The following is a 14,151-nucleotide window of genomic DNA, read 5'->3' as shown; positions in this document are numbered from 1 at the left end:
ATACATCGTGGATGTTGGAGGTGTCTGATGTCCGTCACGCAGATTGATCTCGACGACGAGGCGCTGGCCGAGGCCATGCGGCTCATGGGTGTCACGACGAAGAAGGAGACCGTCAATGCGGCCCTTCGGGACTACGTGGCGCGGATCAAGCGGCTTGAGGCTGCGGAGAAGCTGGCCGCGCGGGGTGCGCGTGGTGAGTTCGAGCAGGCCTCGGCGGCGCATGACGCGGAGAAGCGTGCGCGACGCGAGGTCTTCGAGTGATCACGTATCTGGTGGACACCTCGGCTCTGTGGCACCTGTTTCGCACCCCAGGTGCGTTGCGTCCCTGGGAGGGACACATTGCCGCCGGGGTGTTCCACCTCTGCGAGCCGACACGGGCCGAATTTCTCTACTCGGCAACCAGCCCGTCCCATCGGGATGAGCTCGCAGAGGAACTGGACGCGCTCTGCTTGCTCTCTCCGGTTCCGAAGAACGCCTGGCGTTGGGTCGACACCGCCCAGTACAAACTGACCCAGCGGGGCCAGCACCGCGCGGCTGGAGCGATCGACCTGTTGGTGTGTGCGACAGCTGTGCACCATGGGCACACTGTCCTCCACGTGGACAATGACTTCGCGACGGTGGCCGGAGTTCTCAAGGAAGTCCAGCAGCGAGACGCACGAGTCTGATCTTCTGGAGCCAGTTCACGCTGTCGGTCTGTAGGCCTCTCGATGATCGACGCCCCAAGTCATTGCCCCAGAGCTGTGAACCTGGTCGGTCCACCGTACTGCTTCGGCAAGTGTGGGGGCGAGGGCGGACAGGAGCTCGACGGCCTCGGTGATGTACCGGTAGACCGTGGTGGCGCCGATCCCGAATCCGGCGGCGCGCTGGGCGTAGGGCTGGCCGTTGCGGAGGTGGGCGAGGGGGAGCAGGGCCTGTCGGCCCGCGTTCAGGCGCCGCCATCGGGTTCCGAGAGCGCGGCGGTGTTCCCTCAGGCGGGCAGCGAGGAAGCGCAGGGCAGAGCTGGACACGTCGACGCCTTCATCACCGAACTTCCCCAGATGCCGGAACTCGCCGACATCGTCGGCACCGGCTTCGCCATCGACCGCGGACCCTTCTTCGACCGGCTCCGCGACTACCTGGACGCCGAAGCGCAGACCGGCACACTCGACTTCCGTTCGGCCGACGGACAGACACAGCAGACCTCCGCAGTGGCCGAACAGTTCCTCGGCATGATCTGCGGCCAGCTCCTGTGGCCTCAACTCGTACGGACCGACTTCGTCCCGCCCGACCCCACCGACACCACGATCGTGGACGAAGCCGTCGCCCTCATGCTCACCCGCTATCGCACCGGATCCTGAACCCCGGACCGCCATTCACGCTGCCAGGACCCCGATACGTCGCCCTGCCGGTACTTCTGACGGCGCGAGGGCGCGGAACGAGGGCCGTCCGGCAGTGGGGGCATCGCCGCGATACCGCCTCGGGTGGGCGATCGGCGAGAGGCTTGACGCCCGTCCGTGCGACCGCGCGGACTCTACTGCCTGAGGTCGATCATGCGGACCGGCTGCCCCGTCGTGCGAGCAATGGTTTCGAAGTCGCGGTCGAAGTGGAGCAGGGTGAGGCCTGCTTCTTCCGCGGCGGCGGCCACCAGGAGATCGACGGGGCCCGCACTGCGGTGTTCCCCTTTGGTGGCCAGTTGTTCCTGGACGATGCGGGAGCGGCGGTAGATGCCGTCAGGCATGGGGCGCCACACGTAGTGGGCGTCGAGCGCAGCCTTCAGTCGCGCGCGGTCCGCGGCTGAGCGGGCGGAGTAGAGGACCTCGAGTTCCGTGATGTCGCAGATCGCGACGAGGCCGGCGCCGATCCTGTCGTCCCAATCAGTTGTGGTCTGGCGGAGCAGGACGCGGGCGAGGGCGGAGGTGTCGATGAGGTAGTCGGCGACGGTCACGGCCGGTACTGGTTCTTGTTCAGGAGAATGTCGATGTCCAGGGCTCCGTCGGTCACCAGTTGCCGGGCGTCTTCGAGTGCGCGCAGGCGCCGGTAGCGGGCGGTGACCTCGCGCAGGGCGGTGTTGATGGTGTCGCGCTTGGTGGTGGTGCCGAGTTCCTTGGCGGCTTCTTCCAGTGCCTCGTCGTCGAGGTCGATCACGGTGCGGCTCAAGATGGCCTCCTCATGCACACTGCGGCGTATATCGATATACATGATCGATTGTATATTGATGGGCTCGCGCACCCCTGGGTGGTCTGTTTCTCAGATCTGTGGCCTTGCAGCGAGCGCGTCAGAAGAGGGGTGTGCGCCAGGGACTTTCCGGTGGGCTCCTTTCAGCGTTCGAACTTCCAGGTGAGGCGGGAGGTCGTCACTTTCGGCATGGTGATCCGGATGTCGACGGCGGTGCCGTCAGTGTGCTTGCCGCGACGGGTGAGAACGGTTCCGGCGACCGCCTTTAAGCCAGTCGGACAGGTTGAGCGAGGGGGTCGAGGTGGTGCCGGAGACCAGGGTGCGTGCCCAGCCCGCCCAGGCCGAGCACCGTGGCCGCGCCGCAGGCGACGCCGACGAGGAACTTGTTGTCCGGCATGACGTACTCCTGGACGTGTGCCTTCAGGGGCCCCGGATCAGTGTCGTGGATCCGGCTCGCCGCCTTGCTTGCGGTGTCGTCCGCCGATCTGCAGGTCGCGTACGGCACAGGCTTCAGCCTGTGACCACTGCCATAGAGGCTCTGCCTCAGCACCCGGGGAGAGCCTCCGCGCGGTTGGAAGGGGAGTCCGCTGCGGGCGGGTTGGAGATCCCCTCCCGAGCTGGGGCGCTGGGCTTGGCTCCCAGCCGGACCAGTCCATCCGGGACGCGTTCGGGACGCAGGTTGGACACAAGGATCGGAAAAGACTGACAAGGGTCGTGGTCGGCGACGGCACGGTCGTACTCGGGTCCGAAGCGGTGCTTCAGGCCGCGCCCTCCGCCGGCCGGATGCGTCCGCGTCCGACGATGCAGAGGATGGCCGCCGCGATGACGATCACGGCGATGAGCACGATGGTGAGCATGGCGGCCTTCTCCGGCTCTCGGCTCGTAGGCTGTTCGGCCTCATTGCCGTTCCCGTCACTTCCTGTGTGCTGATTCGGCGTTGGCCTGCCGAATGGCGTCCACGCGGCATGGGCGCCATCCGGGGCGTCTGCGGTCAGGGCCTGAAAGCGTCCTTGGCCTTGTCGCCCGACTGCTTCAGGTTTCCGGAGACCCGGTCGGTCCTGCCTTCGCGCTGCAGTCGCCTGTTACGGGTGGTCCGGCCGACGCGTTCGGTGATCCGGCCTTTGAACGCCTGGGCCTTGTGCTTGATCGTCTGTCCGACGCTCATGACTGTCCTCTGTTCGCTTGCTGGATGGGCTCCCGTGTGATTGCCGCACAGGCCGCCGTTCCCGCGGGTGGGAAGCACCTTGGGAGAGTGCGGGGTGTGGATCACCCGCGGCTGCGGCCGTACCGGCGGCTGCCACCGCTACGCCTGCCACCGCCGCGTCCGCGCATGGCGAAGCCGACGATCCAGACGACCAGCAGTACGGCGGCGACCCACCAGAGTGCCTGCATGGTGAAGCCGATGCCGAACACCACCAGGATCAGCAGAAAGAGAAGAATCCACAGGATCATTGCGTGCCTCCGGGTCGCGGAAAGTTCCTGAGTTCCGCGGGGTCCGGGCGAAGCGGGAAGGTGGAATGCGCCGACCGGGTGATCCGGAGTGGCATAGCCCTACACCGTGCTGTCAGTCAACGCCCGGCGACTTCCCTTGTCAACGTGGTGTCGACACGGACGAGCTCTGCGAGCTGGGCAGGGGCTGCTGGGGCGAACGGAACCTCGGCGGGAACCTCGACGAGAGCTTCGGCCGGTTCGGCCGGCGGCCTCGGCAGGATGCGGTCCTCCCACCAGGACAGGCCCATGACGGTGGCGAGGAGGACGAAGGGGAGTGCTGCCGGGACGATGAGTACGTACATGTGTGCCACCTGCGGTGGATGCCGTGCGACGCGGCGGGCGGCGGATCGTGCCCGTCTGGGGCGCATCAGGGCCGCGCCGGGACGGCGGGTGCGGGGAGCGGCCGTTGGGGGCGGGGTGGGTTCCGGCGCTGATGCGCGAGGTGCGCCCTCAAGGGAGCGCGAGAGGTGATCGACGCTGCCGGGGGCTGGGGCCGTACCGTGCACGCTAGCCCTCGCCGCAGTCCCTGAACAGACGGCAAGTGGCCATCCTGTCCTGGCGGAGGGCGCGGAGGGCGCGGAGGACGCGGAGGTTGCTGACGTGAGCGGCTTTCCGCAACCTCTGCGCAGGGCTACGCTGTTCGAACAGGCCCCAGCCCCCGGCGTGATGTCCTGCTCCGCTCAGGGGAGGCCCGCCGTGTTCGTCCTGCTTCTCATCGTCGCCGTGATCTTGTTCGGTTTCGGGTTCCTCAACCCCATCTGGTGGACGGCCGCGATCGTGGCCGTGGCCGTGGTGGACGGGTCCGATCCGGAGGACCGCAGGGAGCGGCAGGACCGCTGGGAACGTCTCTACAGCCGTCGGCGCCGGGCGCGTTGGAGGCGCGAGGACCGGCGGGTCCGCGAACGCCGTGGGTGACCGATGAAGTCGCCTGACATCCAGAGGTTCCGGGACGGCTTCGGCCACGCCGGACGTGCCGAGATCGTGGAGAGGCAGATGCCGTGCATCGCACAGCCATGCTTCCGGAGGACTGGTGGGATCTGACGGCCGAGGTCCTGGCAGAGGACCCGGCGGGTCAGGACGTCGTGGCGCTGCGCGCCCGGGTCGACCAGCTGCGGCGGGCGCTCGCCGGCCGCGCGGTCGTCGATCAGGCATGCGGCATGGTGATGGTTCTGGCCCCCTGCCGCCGGGGGCCGGCCGGCAGCCTGCTGGTGGACATCTCGCGGCAGTGCGACACCGGACTGCCTGATGTGGCAGCGGCCCTGGTCGCCGCCTGGGAGGGCGAGCCGCTCCCGTGGCGGATGCGGCGGGCGCTGCGGCGTGCCCTGCGGCGGCTCTACGCGGAGAACCGGGGATGCGACTCACCGCCTGCGGGTGAGCCGTCCGGAAGAGGAAGGCCATGATTCACGCGGCCGAGGTCCGGGAGTGGCGCGACCGCGACGTCGTCGCTACCCAGTCGCACAAGACCGGTGTGCTCGAAGCGGTCTGTGTGGACACCACCACTGATGAGCCGGCCATGGCCACGGTGCGGATCGGGCTGCCCACCCGTCACCGTCTGGTCGGCAACCGGCGCGCCGCTGGCCGACGATGGAAAGGATGGCTGCGCTGTGAGGTACGCACCATGCACCACGTGACCACGGCCCTTGAAGAACACCCTCGGTTGAGTGCTGTGTCTGAGGCGGGGGACGCGGCCCTGGCGGTCGAGGTCCTCGAACTGCGGGCCAGGAAAGAGCAGTTGGAGCAGGCGCTGGCGAGCCGTGCGGTGATCGACCAGGCGCGCGGCATGGTGATGGTCCTGGCGCCGTGTACCAGTGAGCGGGCCTGGGAGGTGCTGGTGCACGTGTCGCAGCACGGCAACGTCAAGCTCCGGGATGTGGCCGCGGCCCTGGTCGCCACGACGCGGGCTCAGGAACTTCCCGAGGCGATACAGCGCGAGTGGCGTCGCGCGCTGCGGCGTCTTCACGCGCTGGAGCGGCGGTGACGGCTCACGCGTTCACGGCTGTGCGGTGTGTTCCGTGATTCGGCGGCCGGGCGGGGATGGCGGCGGAGCAGGGAGATCGAACTGGGGCCGAGGTCGCTGGGCTTCGCGGCGCTCGGATTCCTCACGCTGGTTCCCCTGCTGATCGTCGTCTCCGCGGCCGATCCGGAGCACGGGCAGGGGTTCGCGCAGTGGCTGGGGGACGGGCTCGGTGTGTCGAGGGCCGCCAGGGACAAGGTCGGGCAGCTGTTCGCGCGGCCCGGCCAGGTGCTGCAGACCACGACCGCCTTCGGCCTTGCCGCCCTCGCCGTCTTCGGGCTGACCTTCGGGGCGGCGGTGCAGACCGGCTACGAGAAGATCTGGGACCTGCCTCCGGCCCGCTGGTACGCCAGATGGCGGCAGGTGCTGTGGCTCGCCGGGCTCGTCGGGTCCCTCTACCTGACCGCCACCACCACGCTGTGGAGGCATTCTCCGGCCGGCACGCTGGCCGCGACGCTGAGCGCCGTCCTGTTTTTCTGGTGGTCGCAACGGATGCTGCTCGGCGGGCGAATCGCCTGGAGCGCCCTGCTGCCGGGCGCGTTGGTGACGGCGCTGGGGCTGCTCGGTCTTCGGGTCTTCTCCCGTCTCGTCTTCTCACCGCTGATCGCATCCAGCGCCGTCACCTACGGTCCCTTCGGAACCGTCCTGGTCGTCCAGTCCTGGCTGGTCGGTGTGGGCGTCGTCGTCTTCGGCGGTGCGCTGGCGGGCCGCCTGCTGCACGAGGAACTCCCTCGCGTGGCACAGGCCCTGAAACAGCGGGTCGGGCAACGACGACCCCGGTGCCGGGACAACCTCGCCGGTGACGCCCCGGACGACGACCGGTGACCCGGCCGGTACCGCTCGGCCGTCGCTCGCCGAGTGCGCGCATCAAGCCCCCGGCCCGGGGCACTCGGGGGCGGTGGGCGCGTATCGCGCGCCCACACCATGGGGAGGACATCGTGACGTCGTCCAACACGCAAGGGCGCGGCCGGGCCGTGAAGTCCGCGGCCCGTGCCACCCAGAACGAGACGCTGACCGCCGCGGGGCGGGCGGGATTTGTCGCACGGGGCGTGGTGTACGTCCTCATCGGCGCCCTTGCCCTTCGGATCGCCCTCAGCAGAGGCGGCGGCGAGTCGGCTGACCGGCAGGGCGCGCTGGCCCAGGTCGCGGAGCAGCCGTTCGGGAAGATGATGCTGTGGGCGATGGTGGTCGGCTTCGCCTCCATGGCCTTGTGGCGAGGTTCCCGTGCCGTGCTCACCAGGGGGCCTCGACGGAAGGCGGGTTCGCGGGCCCTCGACGGCGGGCGGGCGGTCTTCTACGCCTTCGTCTGCTGGACCACGGCGGTGTACGCCGCCGGAGGCGGCCAGGGCTCCAGCGGCAACGCCCAGTCGCAGGACGGGACGGCATCGGTGCTCAAACTGTCGTACGGCCAGGTACTGGTGGGAGCCGCGGGCTGTCTCCTGATCGGCATCGGCGGGGTGCTCGCCGTCCGGGCGGCACTGCGGCGCTTCCTGAAGCAGCTGGACACCGCCACCATGAACCACCGTACGAAGCAGGTCGTCACCGCTCTCGGCGTGGGCGGAGGCATGGCGCGTGGCGTCGTGTTCGCCGCGGCCGGGATCTTCATCCTGGTGGCAGCCGTCCGCTTCGACCCGGACGAGGCCAAGGGCGTGGACGCCACGCTCCGCAGCTTCACGCAGACACCGGCCGGACCGTGGCTCCTGGTCGCCGTCGCGATCGGGCTGATCCTCTTCGGCGTCTTCTCCTTCGCCTCGGCCCGCTGGCGCCGACTGTAAAACGGTGGCCCAAGCCGGATCTGTCGGCTCCTCCTCCCGCAGGCTCGCCCTTGAGCCGGGCCGTCACCACGCGCTGGTCAACACCACAGAGGCGAACCGTCCCTCCCCTGGCACCGACCGCAATGTGGGCATATGGAACGGCGGTCCGCGATCTACCGCCATGCGTCAGTGGGCCGGGCGTCGACGGCGCGAGCGCGATACCGAGCGCACGAGCAGGTACACCACGGCGGCGATGAGGAGCAGCACGCCGATGGAGAGCAGATACAGCATGCCGTCGACGACAGCGCCGATGACGATCAGCGCGACGGCGCAGCCGAGAAGAACCAGGAAGAAGGCCATGGTGCTACGCCTCCCGGGGTTGTGGCGGATGGACGTATCAGAGGTCGTCCGCCCAGTGGCGCCGGTGCCCTCCGGTCTCGCCTCTACCTCAACTTCAGGGTAGCCGCAACGCCTGGCGGTGGCCTGCCGGGCAGAACGGCTCTACCGTGGCGGGAGGAAGCAGATCCCAGGAGCACGCCATGATCATCCTCGGACTCGTCATTCTCGTCGCCGCGGCTCTGCTCGGGCTGAGCCTGATTCTGACCGGTACACGCCGTACCCCTCGCCGCAGACGCCCTGCGCATCGCCGGGTCGAACCGTCTCCGCGCGGGTCTGCCGCAGCCGAACAGGCACGCGGTGGCCCGATCGACGAACGCGACACCGACCGCGCGCAGACGGCGCAGACGGAGAAGGACGAAGCGGACCCCGCCGGACCGGCCGACCACCTCCGCCGCAAGGACCACTGGTTCCGCCACCGGGCCGCTCACTGACGATCCCGGTCGGCGCCTGGCAACCTGTCGCGGCCCACAGACGGCTCTGGCGCAGCGGTCATGATCGGTTGGCTCCGGCACGGACCTCGGTGACCTGCCGGGCGCGGTGACGGTGGCACGCGGAGAGCGGGTGTTGCTCATGGAATGGCTGAGAAGGCTGCCTGTGATCGGGAAGCTGATGCGTACGCACGCCTGGCGGGCGTTCGAACGGCTGGATGCCGTCCACTGGGCCCGGCTCGCCGCGGCCATCACCTTCACCAGTTTCGTCGCGCTCTTTCCGCTGATCACCGTGGGCGCGGCGATCGGTGCCAAGCTGCTGAGCGACGATCAGCTGGGGAAACTCCAGGACAAGATCGCCGACCAGGCCCCGGGCCTCTCCGACCTGCTGGACCTGGACAGTCTCGTCACGCATGCCGGATCCGTCGGGCTGATCGCGGGCGCGCTGCTGCTCGTGATCGGCGTCAACTGGGTCAGCGCCCTGCGCGGCAGCCTGCGCGCGGTGTGGGAGAAGGAGCAGGACCCGGGCAATCCGTTCCTGCTCAAGTGCAAGGACTCCGTGGTGCTGGTCGGCCTCGGTACGGTCGGGCTGGTCGCGATCGGCAGTTCGGTCTTCGCCAACAGTGCCGTCGGCTGGGCCGCCGACAAGGCCGGAATCGAGGGCGGGGCGGGACGGGCCCTGCTGTTCTTCGCCGGCCTGGCCATCGCCCTGGTCGTCGACTTCCTGCTGCTGGTCTACCTGCTCACCCGGCTGCCGCGGGTGCATCCCGGCCGACGTGCGGTCGTGGTCGCCGGGCTGATCGGTGCGGTGGGCTTCGAACTGCTCAAGTGGTTGCTGACCGGCTACCTGCAGGGCGTTGCGGCGAAGAGCATGTACGGAGCCTTCGCGGTGCCGGTCGCCGTCGTGCTGTGGATCAATCTCATGGCCAGGCTGCTGCTGTACTGCGCCGCGTGGACAGCGACAGCAGCGGGGACGCCGGTGCGGTCCGGCGAGCCGGCCGAGGGCGAGGGCCCGGAGCCCGCGATCAGCCCGGCAGCCGACGGCGCACCACAGCGGGCGTCAGCCGGCAGCCGCGCATCAGCAGCTCCGCGCCTCCAGAAGCACGGCCCGTGATCCGAGCGTGGTTCTTCGTGCTCGGGCAGCTGCGTGCGGTCACCGCCTCGGCGACGGTGTCAGGCCGCCAGGCCGGGGAGGGGTTCGGAGTCGTCGATGAAGGCGCGGGCCACATCGGACAGGCGGCGGTTGTGGGCGCGGGCGTAGCCGCGCAGGGCGGTGAAGGCCCGTTCCATGTCGATGTTCTGGCGTTCGGCGAGTTTCCCCTTGGCCTGTTCGATCAGGACGCGGCTGTTCAGCGCGTTCTGCAGCTGTTCGTTGAGGACGGTGCTGCGTTGGGTGGAGCGTTGCTGCAGGAGGCTGATGGTGGCGACGTCGGCCAGGGCCTGGGCGACGAGGGTGCCGGCCGGGTCGAAGGGGCCGGGGGTGGTGTGGAAGAGGTTGAGGGCGCCGATGGTCTCGTCCCGCAGGCGCATGGGCAGTGCCTGGACGGCCCCGAAGCCGCTGCGGTGGGCCGCCGTGACGAAGCGCGGCCAGCGGTCGGCCTCCCGGGTCAGGTCGGGGACGATCATGGGTGTGCCTGCGCTGAAGCACTCCAGGCAGGGGCCCTCGTCGTTCTGGAGCTGGAAGAGCTCCAGCAGGCGCGCCTGTTCGTCGGAGGCGGCCATCACGCGCAGTTTGCCGTCCCGGTCGGCGAGGAGCACCCCGGCGGCGCTCGCGTCGAGCATGCTCACACAGCGGTCGGTGAGCAGGCGCAGGAAGTCGATCAGGTCGAAGTCGGCGACCAGGTTGTCGGCCAGCTCGACGAAGGTCTTGGCCAGGAGCTGCTGATTCATCATGCACACCCTCGATTGAGACTGGTCCCGCCGAGAGGGGGCGGGAAGTGCAGCACGTTCGTCGGCCGGAGCCGATGGGTCAGTTGCCGTCGTCGGTCCGTTTCGGTTCGCTGTCCGGGAAGAAGCGGAGCCGGTGGGCCACCACGTCGGCGGCCACGTCGGCGAGCCGGTGCCCTTGCACATAGGCGTGGGCGCGGAGCCGGACGAATGCTTCGTCGATACCGACGCCGAGCTGGACGGTGAGGATGCCGGTGGCCTGGTCGATCTCCGCCCGGTATCCGCCCAGGTCCTCGAAACCACGGTCCGCCAATGCTCTGTCGACCGGCGCGCCCGTCTCCTCGATCCGTGTGTCGAGCAGGAGCAGCGTCGCGAGATCTGCGAACGCCAGCGCGTCGGCCAGCTCCTCGGCGTCCAGCGCCGTCGGAACGTCGGCGTACAGGTCCAGGACTCCCGGACTGATCGCCCCTATCTGCAAAGGAAGCGCGAACACCGCACGTGCCCCGGCCTCCAGCGCAGCATCGGCGAACACGGACCAGCGGTCCTGCAGTGCGCCGGTGAGCAGATCTGGCGCCAGCACGGCCGAACCGTGGGTGAAAGCGTCCACGCACGGCCCCTCCCCCAGGGTGAGCTGGAGCTCCTCCAACTGCTCGCTGATGTCGTCGGTGCTGCACAGCGGATGGCTCGCGGCGGTCTTGGACATCGCTGACACCCCGGCTCCGCCGACCGGCAGTGCGGCCACCGCAGCGGTGCACACATCGAGCACACCGACCCGGGCGCCGCGTCGGGCCGCCTGCTCGGCGACCAGCACCTGGATGCGGGCCGATCGGCTGTCCGACCTCATCCGGGCCACCGCGTCCAGGCATCGTGGGCCAGGCCCTCCAGCCGCGCCGTGGTTCGTTCCCCGAGAGGGAACACCAGCGCACGGAACATGGTCGGGCCCGCCGGCCGCCACACCTCTCCCACGTCCAGCCATCCCCATGAGCGGAGCGACGCGAGGGCCGGGTGATCGTCCGGATCCACCAAGGTGGCGCCGAGCGACGCCTGGTGGTCGCTCAGCAGCCGCTCCTGCAAACGGCGGGCCACGTCCTGGTCCTGTTCGTGTGGCTGGACCAGGACGCTGGTGATCGCGAAGACGCCGCCGGACGCGCTGAGCTGCTCGATGCTCTGCGGCAGTGCTCCGTCGAACCCGAGCCACCAGAAGCCGTCACTGGCCACCGGGAACCCGAAGGCGCACCCCACCAGGTGGTCCGTCTCCGCGATCACCATGGCGAACCCCGGCCGCCGGATGTCGCCCGCAAGACAGTTCAGGAAGTCCAGGCGGCTGCGGCTGCGGTACGCCTCAGCGGCGGACGCCTCGCGGGAGTCGACGTACAGATCCGCAAGCTCCCCGCCCAGGCCCTGCGCCAGCCAGCGGTTCACGCGGCGCAACCGCACCGCGTCCATGAAGGACGACTCGCCTGCAAGGGGCTTGTGCGGCTGCCCCTGCCGCGGCTGGGCCTTCACCGCGCATCGCCCGAGAGGGCAGGCACCCGCGGAACACTCCGGTGCGGCAGGGCTTGGACTGTCGGGGCCAGGACGTCCCCGAGAGACGGTGGCAGATGCCCGAGCGGCAGGCCGACAAGCAGGAACCCGCAGCCGGTGAGATCGAGTATCCGCTCCAGTGACGGTGGCGGGTTGTACAGCCGTAGGATCCCGCCGGCGTCCGTGGTCCGCTGCGCGGCGTAGAGGAAGGCGTTGAGGCCGCTGCAGTCGCAGAAGGTCACAGGGGTGAGGTCGATCTCGACGATGCGGATGCCGTCGCTCAGGCATCGCGCCAGCGCCGCACGCAGCAGCAGTGCCGATTCCAGGTCGATCTCGCCGGCCAGGGTGATCAGTGCCCGTTTCCGTCGGTCATGACGGTAGACGGCGAGCTGTGGGAGGGGCATGACGCCTCGGTTCCAAAGACCATCCGGCAGCGAGATGAGAACGCCGGGCGGCCCGGCTCCTCTTGGTGCGCTGCCGGCAGGGGCGTACGTTCACGGAGGCGGAGCGACGGCCGGTCCAAGGGCCCGTGCAACAGGGCAGAGGACCCGTCCGGTTCTCTCCAGGGATGCGCCGGGTGACGGACGAGAGGTCCACTCCCCGCAGCCATCTGTGTCGCGAAACGACAAGCCGCCGGGGTCTGGGACGCCTGTACAGCAGCATAGTCCTGGCCGAGTGCGACAGACGGTCCGAAGCCGCCCTATCTCAGGATGTGGACGGTGTCGAACTGTGGCGGCGCGCTCGCATCCGGTGCCCTGCACGGTACTTGGGCCCATGACGGGAAGGCCGCGGCTCGCCTCGGACTGGGGGCCGGATCTCCTGCAAGGGCTGATGCAGGATGTTTCTGGCTGCAGCGGGCCGCCGGGCCACAGGACGGGACGATCTCCGTGCTCGGCCACGGGGCCCGGGCGGTCTCCGGGACCGGTCTGCCGTCACTGCAGTGCGTGGACCGCTGCTGAGAACAGCGGGGGCATGCGGGATGCTGCGGGGACGATGAAGCGGGTGGTGCCGGGACGGCGGCTCGCGGCCAGCAGGGCCCCGGTCAGCAGTCGGTGGCGGCGGGTCAGCCGGGCCCAGGTGCGCTCGTACGCGTCCGGCCGCCCGGCGGCCAGGCAGCGCACTGCGGCCCCGGCCGTCGCCAGCGCGAGGGCGATGCCCTCGCCGGTGAGGGCGTCCAGGTAGCCGGCGGCGTCGCCGACGAGCAGGACCCGGCCGGCGGTTCTGCGCCGCACCCGCTGCCGCAGTGGTCCGGCGCCGCGTACCTCCGTCGCGGCCGGGCCGCGCAGCGACGCGGTGAGAGCCGGGAAGGCGGCCAGGTGTTCGTCGTATCCGCGACGGCTGCGGCTGAGGATCGCGACGCCCACCAGGTCGTCGCCGACCGGTGTCACATAGGCTTCGCCGTGCCGGGACCAGTGGACCTCTACGAAGTCCGTCCACGGTTCGACTCGGTAGTGCCGGCGCAGTCCGTAGCGGCCGTGGGGGCGGTTCGGCAGTTCCAGCCCCAGGCTGCGGCGTACCGGGGAGTGCAGGCCGTCGGCGGCGATCAGCCAACGGGCTGTGGTTCCGGCGGCGGTGACCGTGTCCGCGTTCTGGCGCACCTCGCCGACCTTGCCCGGCAGCATGCGCACGCCGAGGTCGAGAGCGCGCTGGTGCAGTGCGGAGTGCAGCGTCGTACGGCGGATTCCCAGCCCGTTGTGGGCACGGAAGGACGCTTCGGCGCGGGCGGCGCCGTCGACGTAGCGGATGCCGCGCAGTTCGCGGCCACTGGCCTCGACGCCCAGTGCTCTTAGTGCGGCGACACCGCCAGGCATGACGCCCTCTCCGCAAGCCTTGTCCACGGGCGAGGTACGGGGTTCGACGACGACGGCTTCCAGGCCGGCGAGCGCGGCGTGGATGGCGGCGGCCAGTCCGGCGGGTCCGCCGCCGGCTACCAGGACGTCGATCACGCCGGAGCGAACGTGGTCGGCGTGGCGGCGGCCAGGGCCTGGTTCTCGCAGCGAATGCGGACGGTGAGCAGGACGGCGTTGAACACCGTGAACACGGCCGCGGTGACCCAGGCGGCGTGCACCATGGGCAGGGCCACGCCCTCGGCGACGACGGCCACGTAGTTCGGGTGCCGCAGCCACCGCCAGCGGTAGGGTCCGCCGGTCACCAGCGGCAGGCCGGGTACGACGATCACCCGGGTGTTCCACCGGGGTCCCAGGGTGTGGATGCACCACCACCGCAGCGCCTGGGCGCCCGCGAGCACGACCAGCATGGGCCAGGCCAGGGCGGGTACGAAGGGCCGGTCGGTCAGCCAGACCTCGGCAGGGCAGGCGATCAGCAGGCCGGTGTGGAGGGCGACCATGGCCGGGTAGTGGCCCTGCCCGGTCACGGTGGCGCCGCGGGCGGTGCTCCACCGCTCGTTGCGGCGGGCGACGACGAGTTCGGCGACGCGCTCGGCGGCGACGGCGGCCACCAGCAGTACGTACCAGATCATGTGACCCTATGTCCTTCGTGT

The 14,151-nt window shown here is 69.8% G+C and carries 23 protein-coding genes and 2 pseudogenes; 11 read left to right on the top strand and 14 right to left on the bottom strand.

Annotated elements, in window-relative coordinates; all coding sequences use genetic code 11:
• Positions 1-27 precede the first annotated feature (27 nt).
• Together OG562_RS12580 and OG562_RS12575 are read left to right on the top strand one after the other, a co-directional pair.
• The gene (locus OG562_RS12580) at positions 28-261 is read left to right on the top strand and encodes a type II toxin-antitoxin system VapB family antitoxin (protein ID WP_266396687.1); all 234 of its coding nucleotides are present in this window, start codon (positions 28-30) and stop codon (positions 259-261) included.
• Positions 258-665, top strand: a complete 408-nt coding sequence (locus OG562_RS12575; protein WP_266396684.1) for a PIN domain nuclease — start codon at positions 258-260, stop codon at positions 663-665. The genes OG562_RS12580 and OG562_RS12575 overlap by 4 nt, the downstream gene beginning before the upstream one ends.
• Positions 666-758: 93 nt before the next feature.
• Here OG562_RS12575 and OG562_RS12570 read toward each other — a convergent pair.
• Positions 759-992: pseudogene (locus OG562_RS12570) on the bottom strand (transposase family protein); the annotation flags it as partial.
• On the opposite strand from OG562_RS12570, the gene OG562_RS12565 reads away from it, so the two are divergent.
• A complete protein-coding gene (locus OG562_RS12565) occupies positions 891-1,337 on the top strand; it encodes a TetR/AcrR family transcriptional regulator C-terminal domain-containing protein (protein WP_266396681.1) in 447 nt (148 codons plus the stop codon). The pseudogene OG562_RS12570 and the gene OG562_RS12565 overlap by 102 nt on opposite strands.
• A gap of 173 nt (positions 1,338-1,510) precedes the next feature.
• Here the strand turns inward: OG562_RS12565 and OG562_RS12560 are convergent, their stop codons facing one another.
• The 6 genes from OG562_RS12560 to OG562_RS12535 form a co-directional block, all read right to left on the bottom strand.
• The gene (locus tag OG562_RS12560) at positions 1,511-1,924 is read right to left on the bottom strand and encodes a PIN domain nuclease (protein ID WP_266396680.1); all 414 of its coding nucleotides are present in this window, start codon (positions 1,922-1,924) and stop codon (positions 1,511-1,513) included.
• Complete coding sequence (locus tag OG562_RS12555; protein ID WP_031047790.1) at positions 1,921-2,136, bottom strand: type II toxin-antitoxin system VapB family antitoxin; 216 nt, start codon at positions 2,134-2,136, stop codon at positions 1,921-1,923. Before OG562_RS12555 ends, OG562_RS12560 begins: the two co-directional genes overlap by 4 nt.
• Positions 2,137-2,419: 283 nt before the next feature.
• On the bottom strand, positions 2,420-2,551 hold the full coding sequence (locus tag OG562_RS12550) for a hypothetical protein (RefSeq protein WP_266396678.1): 132 nt from the start codon (positions 2,549-2,551) through the stop codon (positions 2,420-2,422).
• 594 nt (positions 2,552-3,145) lie between these two features.
• A complete protein-coding gene (locus tag OG562_RS12545) occupies positions 3,146-3,319 on the bottom strand; it encodes a CsbD family protein (RefSeq protein WP_266396675.1) in 174 nt (57 codons plus the stop codon).
• A gap of 101 nt (positions 3,320-3,420) precedes the next feature.
• Entirely contained in the window at positions 3,421-3,606 is a 186-nt protein-coding gene (locus OG562_RS12540; protein WP_266396674.1) for a hydrophobic protein, read from the bottom strand.
• Positions 3,607-3,722: 116 nt separating this feature from the next.
• Positions 3,723-3,947, bottom strand: a complete 225-nt coding sequence (locus tag OG562_RS12535) for a hypothetical protein (protein WP_266396673.1) — start codon at positions 3,945-3,947, stop codon at positions 3,723-3,725.
• Positions 3,948-4,341: 394 nt separating this feature from the next.
• Between OG562_RS12535 and OG562_RS12530 the strand changes: the two genes are divergently transcribed.
• The 6 genes and pseudogenes from OG562_RS12530 (at position 4,342) to OG562_RS12505 (ending at position 7,434) form a co-directional block, all read left to right on the top strand.
• Complete coding sequence (locus tag OG562_RS12530) at positions 4,342-4,560, top strand: hypothetical protein (protein WP_266396672.1); 219 nt, start codon at positions 4,342-4,344, stop codon at positions 4,558-4,560.
• An 83-nt stretch (positions 4,561-4,643) separates the two neighbouring features.
• Complete coding sequence (locus OG562_RS12525; RefSeq protein ID WP_266396671.1) at positions 4,644-5,045, top strand: ANTAR domain-containing protein; 402 nt, start codon at positions 4,644-4,646, stop codon at positions 5,043-5,045.
• Positions 5,042-5,203, top strand: a pseudogene (locus tag OG562_RS12520) (PRC-barrel domain containing protein); the annotation flags it as partial. The gene OG562_RS12525 and the pseudogene OG562_RS12520, both read left to right, overlap by 4 nt.
• The gene (locus tag OG562_RS12515) at positions 5,180-5,623 is read left to right on the top strand and encodes an ANTAR domain-containing protein (RefSeq protein WP_266409243.1); all 444 of its coding nucleotides are present in this window, start codon (positions 5,180-5,182) and stop codon (positions 5,621-5,623) included. The pseudogene OG562_RS12520 and the gene OG562_RS12515, both read left to right, overlap by 24 nt.
• Before the next feature lie 27 nt (positions 5,624-5,650).
• The gene (locus OG562_RS12510) at positions 5,651-6,484 is read left to right on the top strand and encodes a YhjD/YihY/BrkB family envelope integrity protein (RefSeq protein ID WP_266396669.1); all 834 of its coding nucleotides are present in this window, start codon (positions 5,651-5,653) and stop codon (positions 6,482-6,484) included.
• Between the two features lie 113 nt (positions 6,485-6,597).
• Positions 6,598-7,434 (top strand): DUF1206 domain-containing protein, encoded by an 837-nt coding sequence (locus OG562_RS12505; protein WP_266396666.1) that lies wholly within the window; start codon positions 6,598-6,600, stop codon positions 7,432-7,434.
• Between the two features lie 165 nt (positions 7,435-7,599).
• Here OG562_RS12505 and OG562_RS12500 read toward each other — a convergent pair whose 3' ends face one another.
• Positions 7,600-7,773 carry a hypothetical protein gene (locus OG562_RS12500; protein WP_266396663.1) on the bottom strand — a complete coding sequence of 58 codons (174 nt, stop codon included), beginning with the start codon at positions 7,771-7,773 and terminating at the stop codon, positions 7,600-7,602.
• Positions 7,774-7,952: 179 nt separating this feature from the next.
• On the opposite strand from OG562_RS12500, the gene OG562_RS12495 reads away from it, so the two are divergent.
• Together OG562_RS12495 and OG562_RS12490 are read left to right on the top strand one after the other, a co-directional pair.
• Positions 7,953-8,243 (top strand): hypothetical protein, encoded by a 291-nt coding sequence (locus tag OG562_RS12495; RefSeq protein WP_266396660.1) that lies wholly within the window; start codon positions 7,953-7,955, stop codon positions 8,241-8,243.
• A gap of 139 nt (positions 8,244-8,382) precedes the next feature.
• Positions 8,383-9,354 (top strand): YihY/virulence factor BrkB family protein, encoded by a 972-nt coding sequence (locus tag OG562_RS12490; protein WP_266396658.1) that lies wholly within the window; start codon positions 8,383-8,385, stop codon positions 9,352-9,354.
• A 59-nt stretch (positions 9,355-9,413) separates the two neighbouring features.
• On the opposite strand, the gene OG562_RS12485 is transcribed toward OG562_RS12490, so the two are convergent.
• From OG562_RS12485 to OG562_RS12460, 6 genes are all read right to left on the bottom strand, one after another.
• A complete protein-coding gene (locus tag OG562_RS12485; protein WP_266396657.1) occupies positions 9,414-10,130 on the bottom strand; it encodes a GAF and ANTAR domain-containing protein in 717 nt (238 codons plus the stop codon).
• 79 nt (positions 10,131-10,209) lie between these two features.
• Positions 10,210-10,971 (bottom strand): ANTAR domain-containing protein, encoded by a 762-nt coding sequence (locus OG562_RS12480; protein ID WP_266396656.1) that lies wholly within the window; start codon positions 10,969-10,971, stop codon positions 10,210-10,212.
• On the bottom strand, positions 10,968-11,633 hold the full coding sequence (locus OG562_RS12475) for a hypothetical protein (RefSeq protein WP_266396655.1): 666 nt from the start codon (positions 11,631-11,633) through the stop codon (positions 10,968-10,970). Before OG562_RS12475 ends, OG562_RS12480 begins: the two co-directional genes overlap by 4 nt.
• Positions 11,630-12,055 (bottom strand): STAS domain-containing protein, encoded by a 426-nt coding sequence (locus OG562_RS12470; protein WP_266396653.1) that lies wholly within the window; start codon positions 12,053-12,055, stop codon positions 11,630-11,632. Before OG562_RS12470 ends, OG562_RS12475 begins: the two co-directional genes overlap by 4 nt.
• Positions 12,056-12,583: 528 nt before the next feature.
• Complete coding sequence (locus tag OG562_RS12465) at positions 12,584-13,597, bottom strand: NAD(P)/FAD-dependent oxidoreductase (RefSeq protein ID WP_266396652.1); 1,014 nt, start codon at positions 13,595-13,597, stop codon at positions 12,584-12,586.
• The gene (locus OG562_RS12460) at positions 13,594-14,130 is read right to left on the bottom strand and encodes an isoprenylcysteine carboxyl methyltransferase family protein (RefSeq protein WP_266396649.1); all 537 of its coding nucleotides are present in this window, start codon (positions 14,128-14,130) and stop codon (positions 13,594-13,596) included. Before OG562_RS12460 ends, OG562_RS12465 begins: the two co-directional genes overlap by 4 nt.
• Positions 14,131-14,151 lie beyond the last annotated feature (21 nt).

Source organism: Streptomyces sp. NBC_01275 (assembly GCF_026340655.1).
Taxonomy (GTDB): domain Bacteria; phylum Actinomycetota; class Actinomycetes; order Streptomycetales; family Streptomycetaceae; genus Streptomyces.
The sequence above is the reverse complement of the archived record's forward strand: the minus strand, read 5'-3'. Positions and strand labels throughout refer to the sequence as shown.

Coding starts and splice junctions, on each gene's coding strand:
- OG562_RS12500 (WP_266396663.1), bottom strand. CDS start 7,773: ATGGCCTTCTTCCTGGTTCTTCTCGGCTGCGCCGTCGCGCTGATCGTC.
- OG562_RS12480 (WP_266396656.1), bottom strand. CDS start 10,971: ATGAGGTCGGACAGCCGATCGGCCCGCATCCAGGTGCTGGTCGCCGAG.
- OG562_RS12540 (WP_266396674.1), bottom strand. CDS start 3,606: ATGATCCTGTGGATTCTTCTCTTTCTGCTGATCCTGGTGGTGTTCGGC.
- OG562_RS12495 (WP_266396660.1), top strand. CDS start 7,953: ATGATCATCCTCGGACTCGTCATTCTCGTCGCCGCGGCTCTGCTCGGG.
- OG562_RS12490 (WP_266396658.1), top strand. CDS start 8,383: ATGGAATGGCTGAGAAGGCTGCCTGTGATCGGGAAGCTGATGCGTACG.
- OG562_RS12460 (WP_266396649.1), bottom strand. CDS start 14,130: ATGATCTGGTACGTACTGCTGGTGGCCGCCGTCGCCGCCGAGCGCGTC.
- OG562_RS12535 (WP_266396673.1), bottom strand. CDS start 3,947: ATGTACGTACTCATCGTCCCGGCAGCACTCCCCTTCGTCCTCCTCGCC.
- OG562_RS12550 (WP_266396678.1), bottom strand. CDS start 2,551: ATGCCGGACAACAAGTTCCTCGTCGGCGTCGCCTGCGGCGCGGCCACG.
- OG562_RS12470 (WP_266396653.1), bottom strand. CDS start 12,055: ATGCCCCTCCCACAGCTCGCCGTCTACCGTCATGACCGACGGAAACGG.
- OG562_RS12580 (WP_266396687.1), top strand. CDS start 28: ATGTCCGTCACGCAGATTGATCTCGACGACGAGGCGCTGGCCGAGGCC.
- OG562_RS12485 (WP_266396657.1), bottom strand. CDS start 10,130: ATGAATCAGCAGCTCCTGGCCAAGACCTTCGTCGAGCTGGCCGACAAC.
- OG562_RS12545 (WP_266396675.1), bottom strand. CDS start 3,319: ATGAGCGTCGGACAGACGATCAAGCACAAGGCCCAGGCGTTCAAAGGC.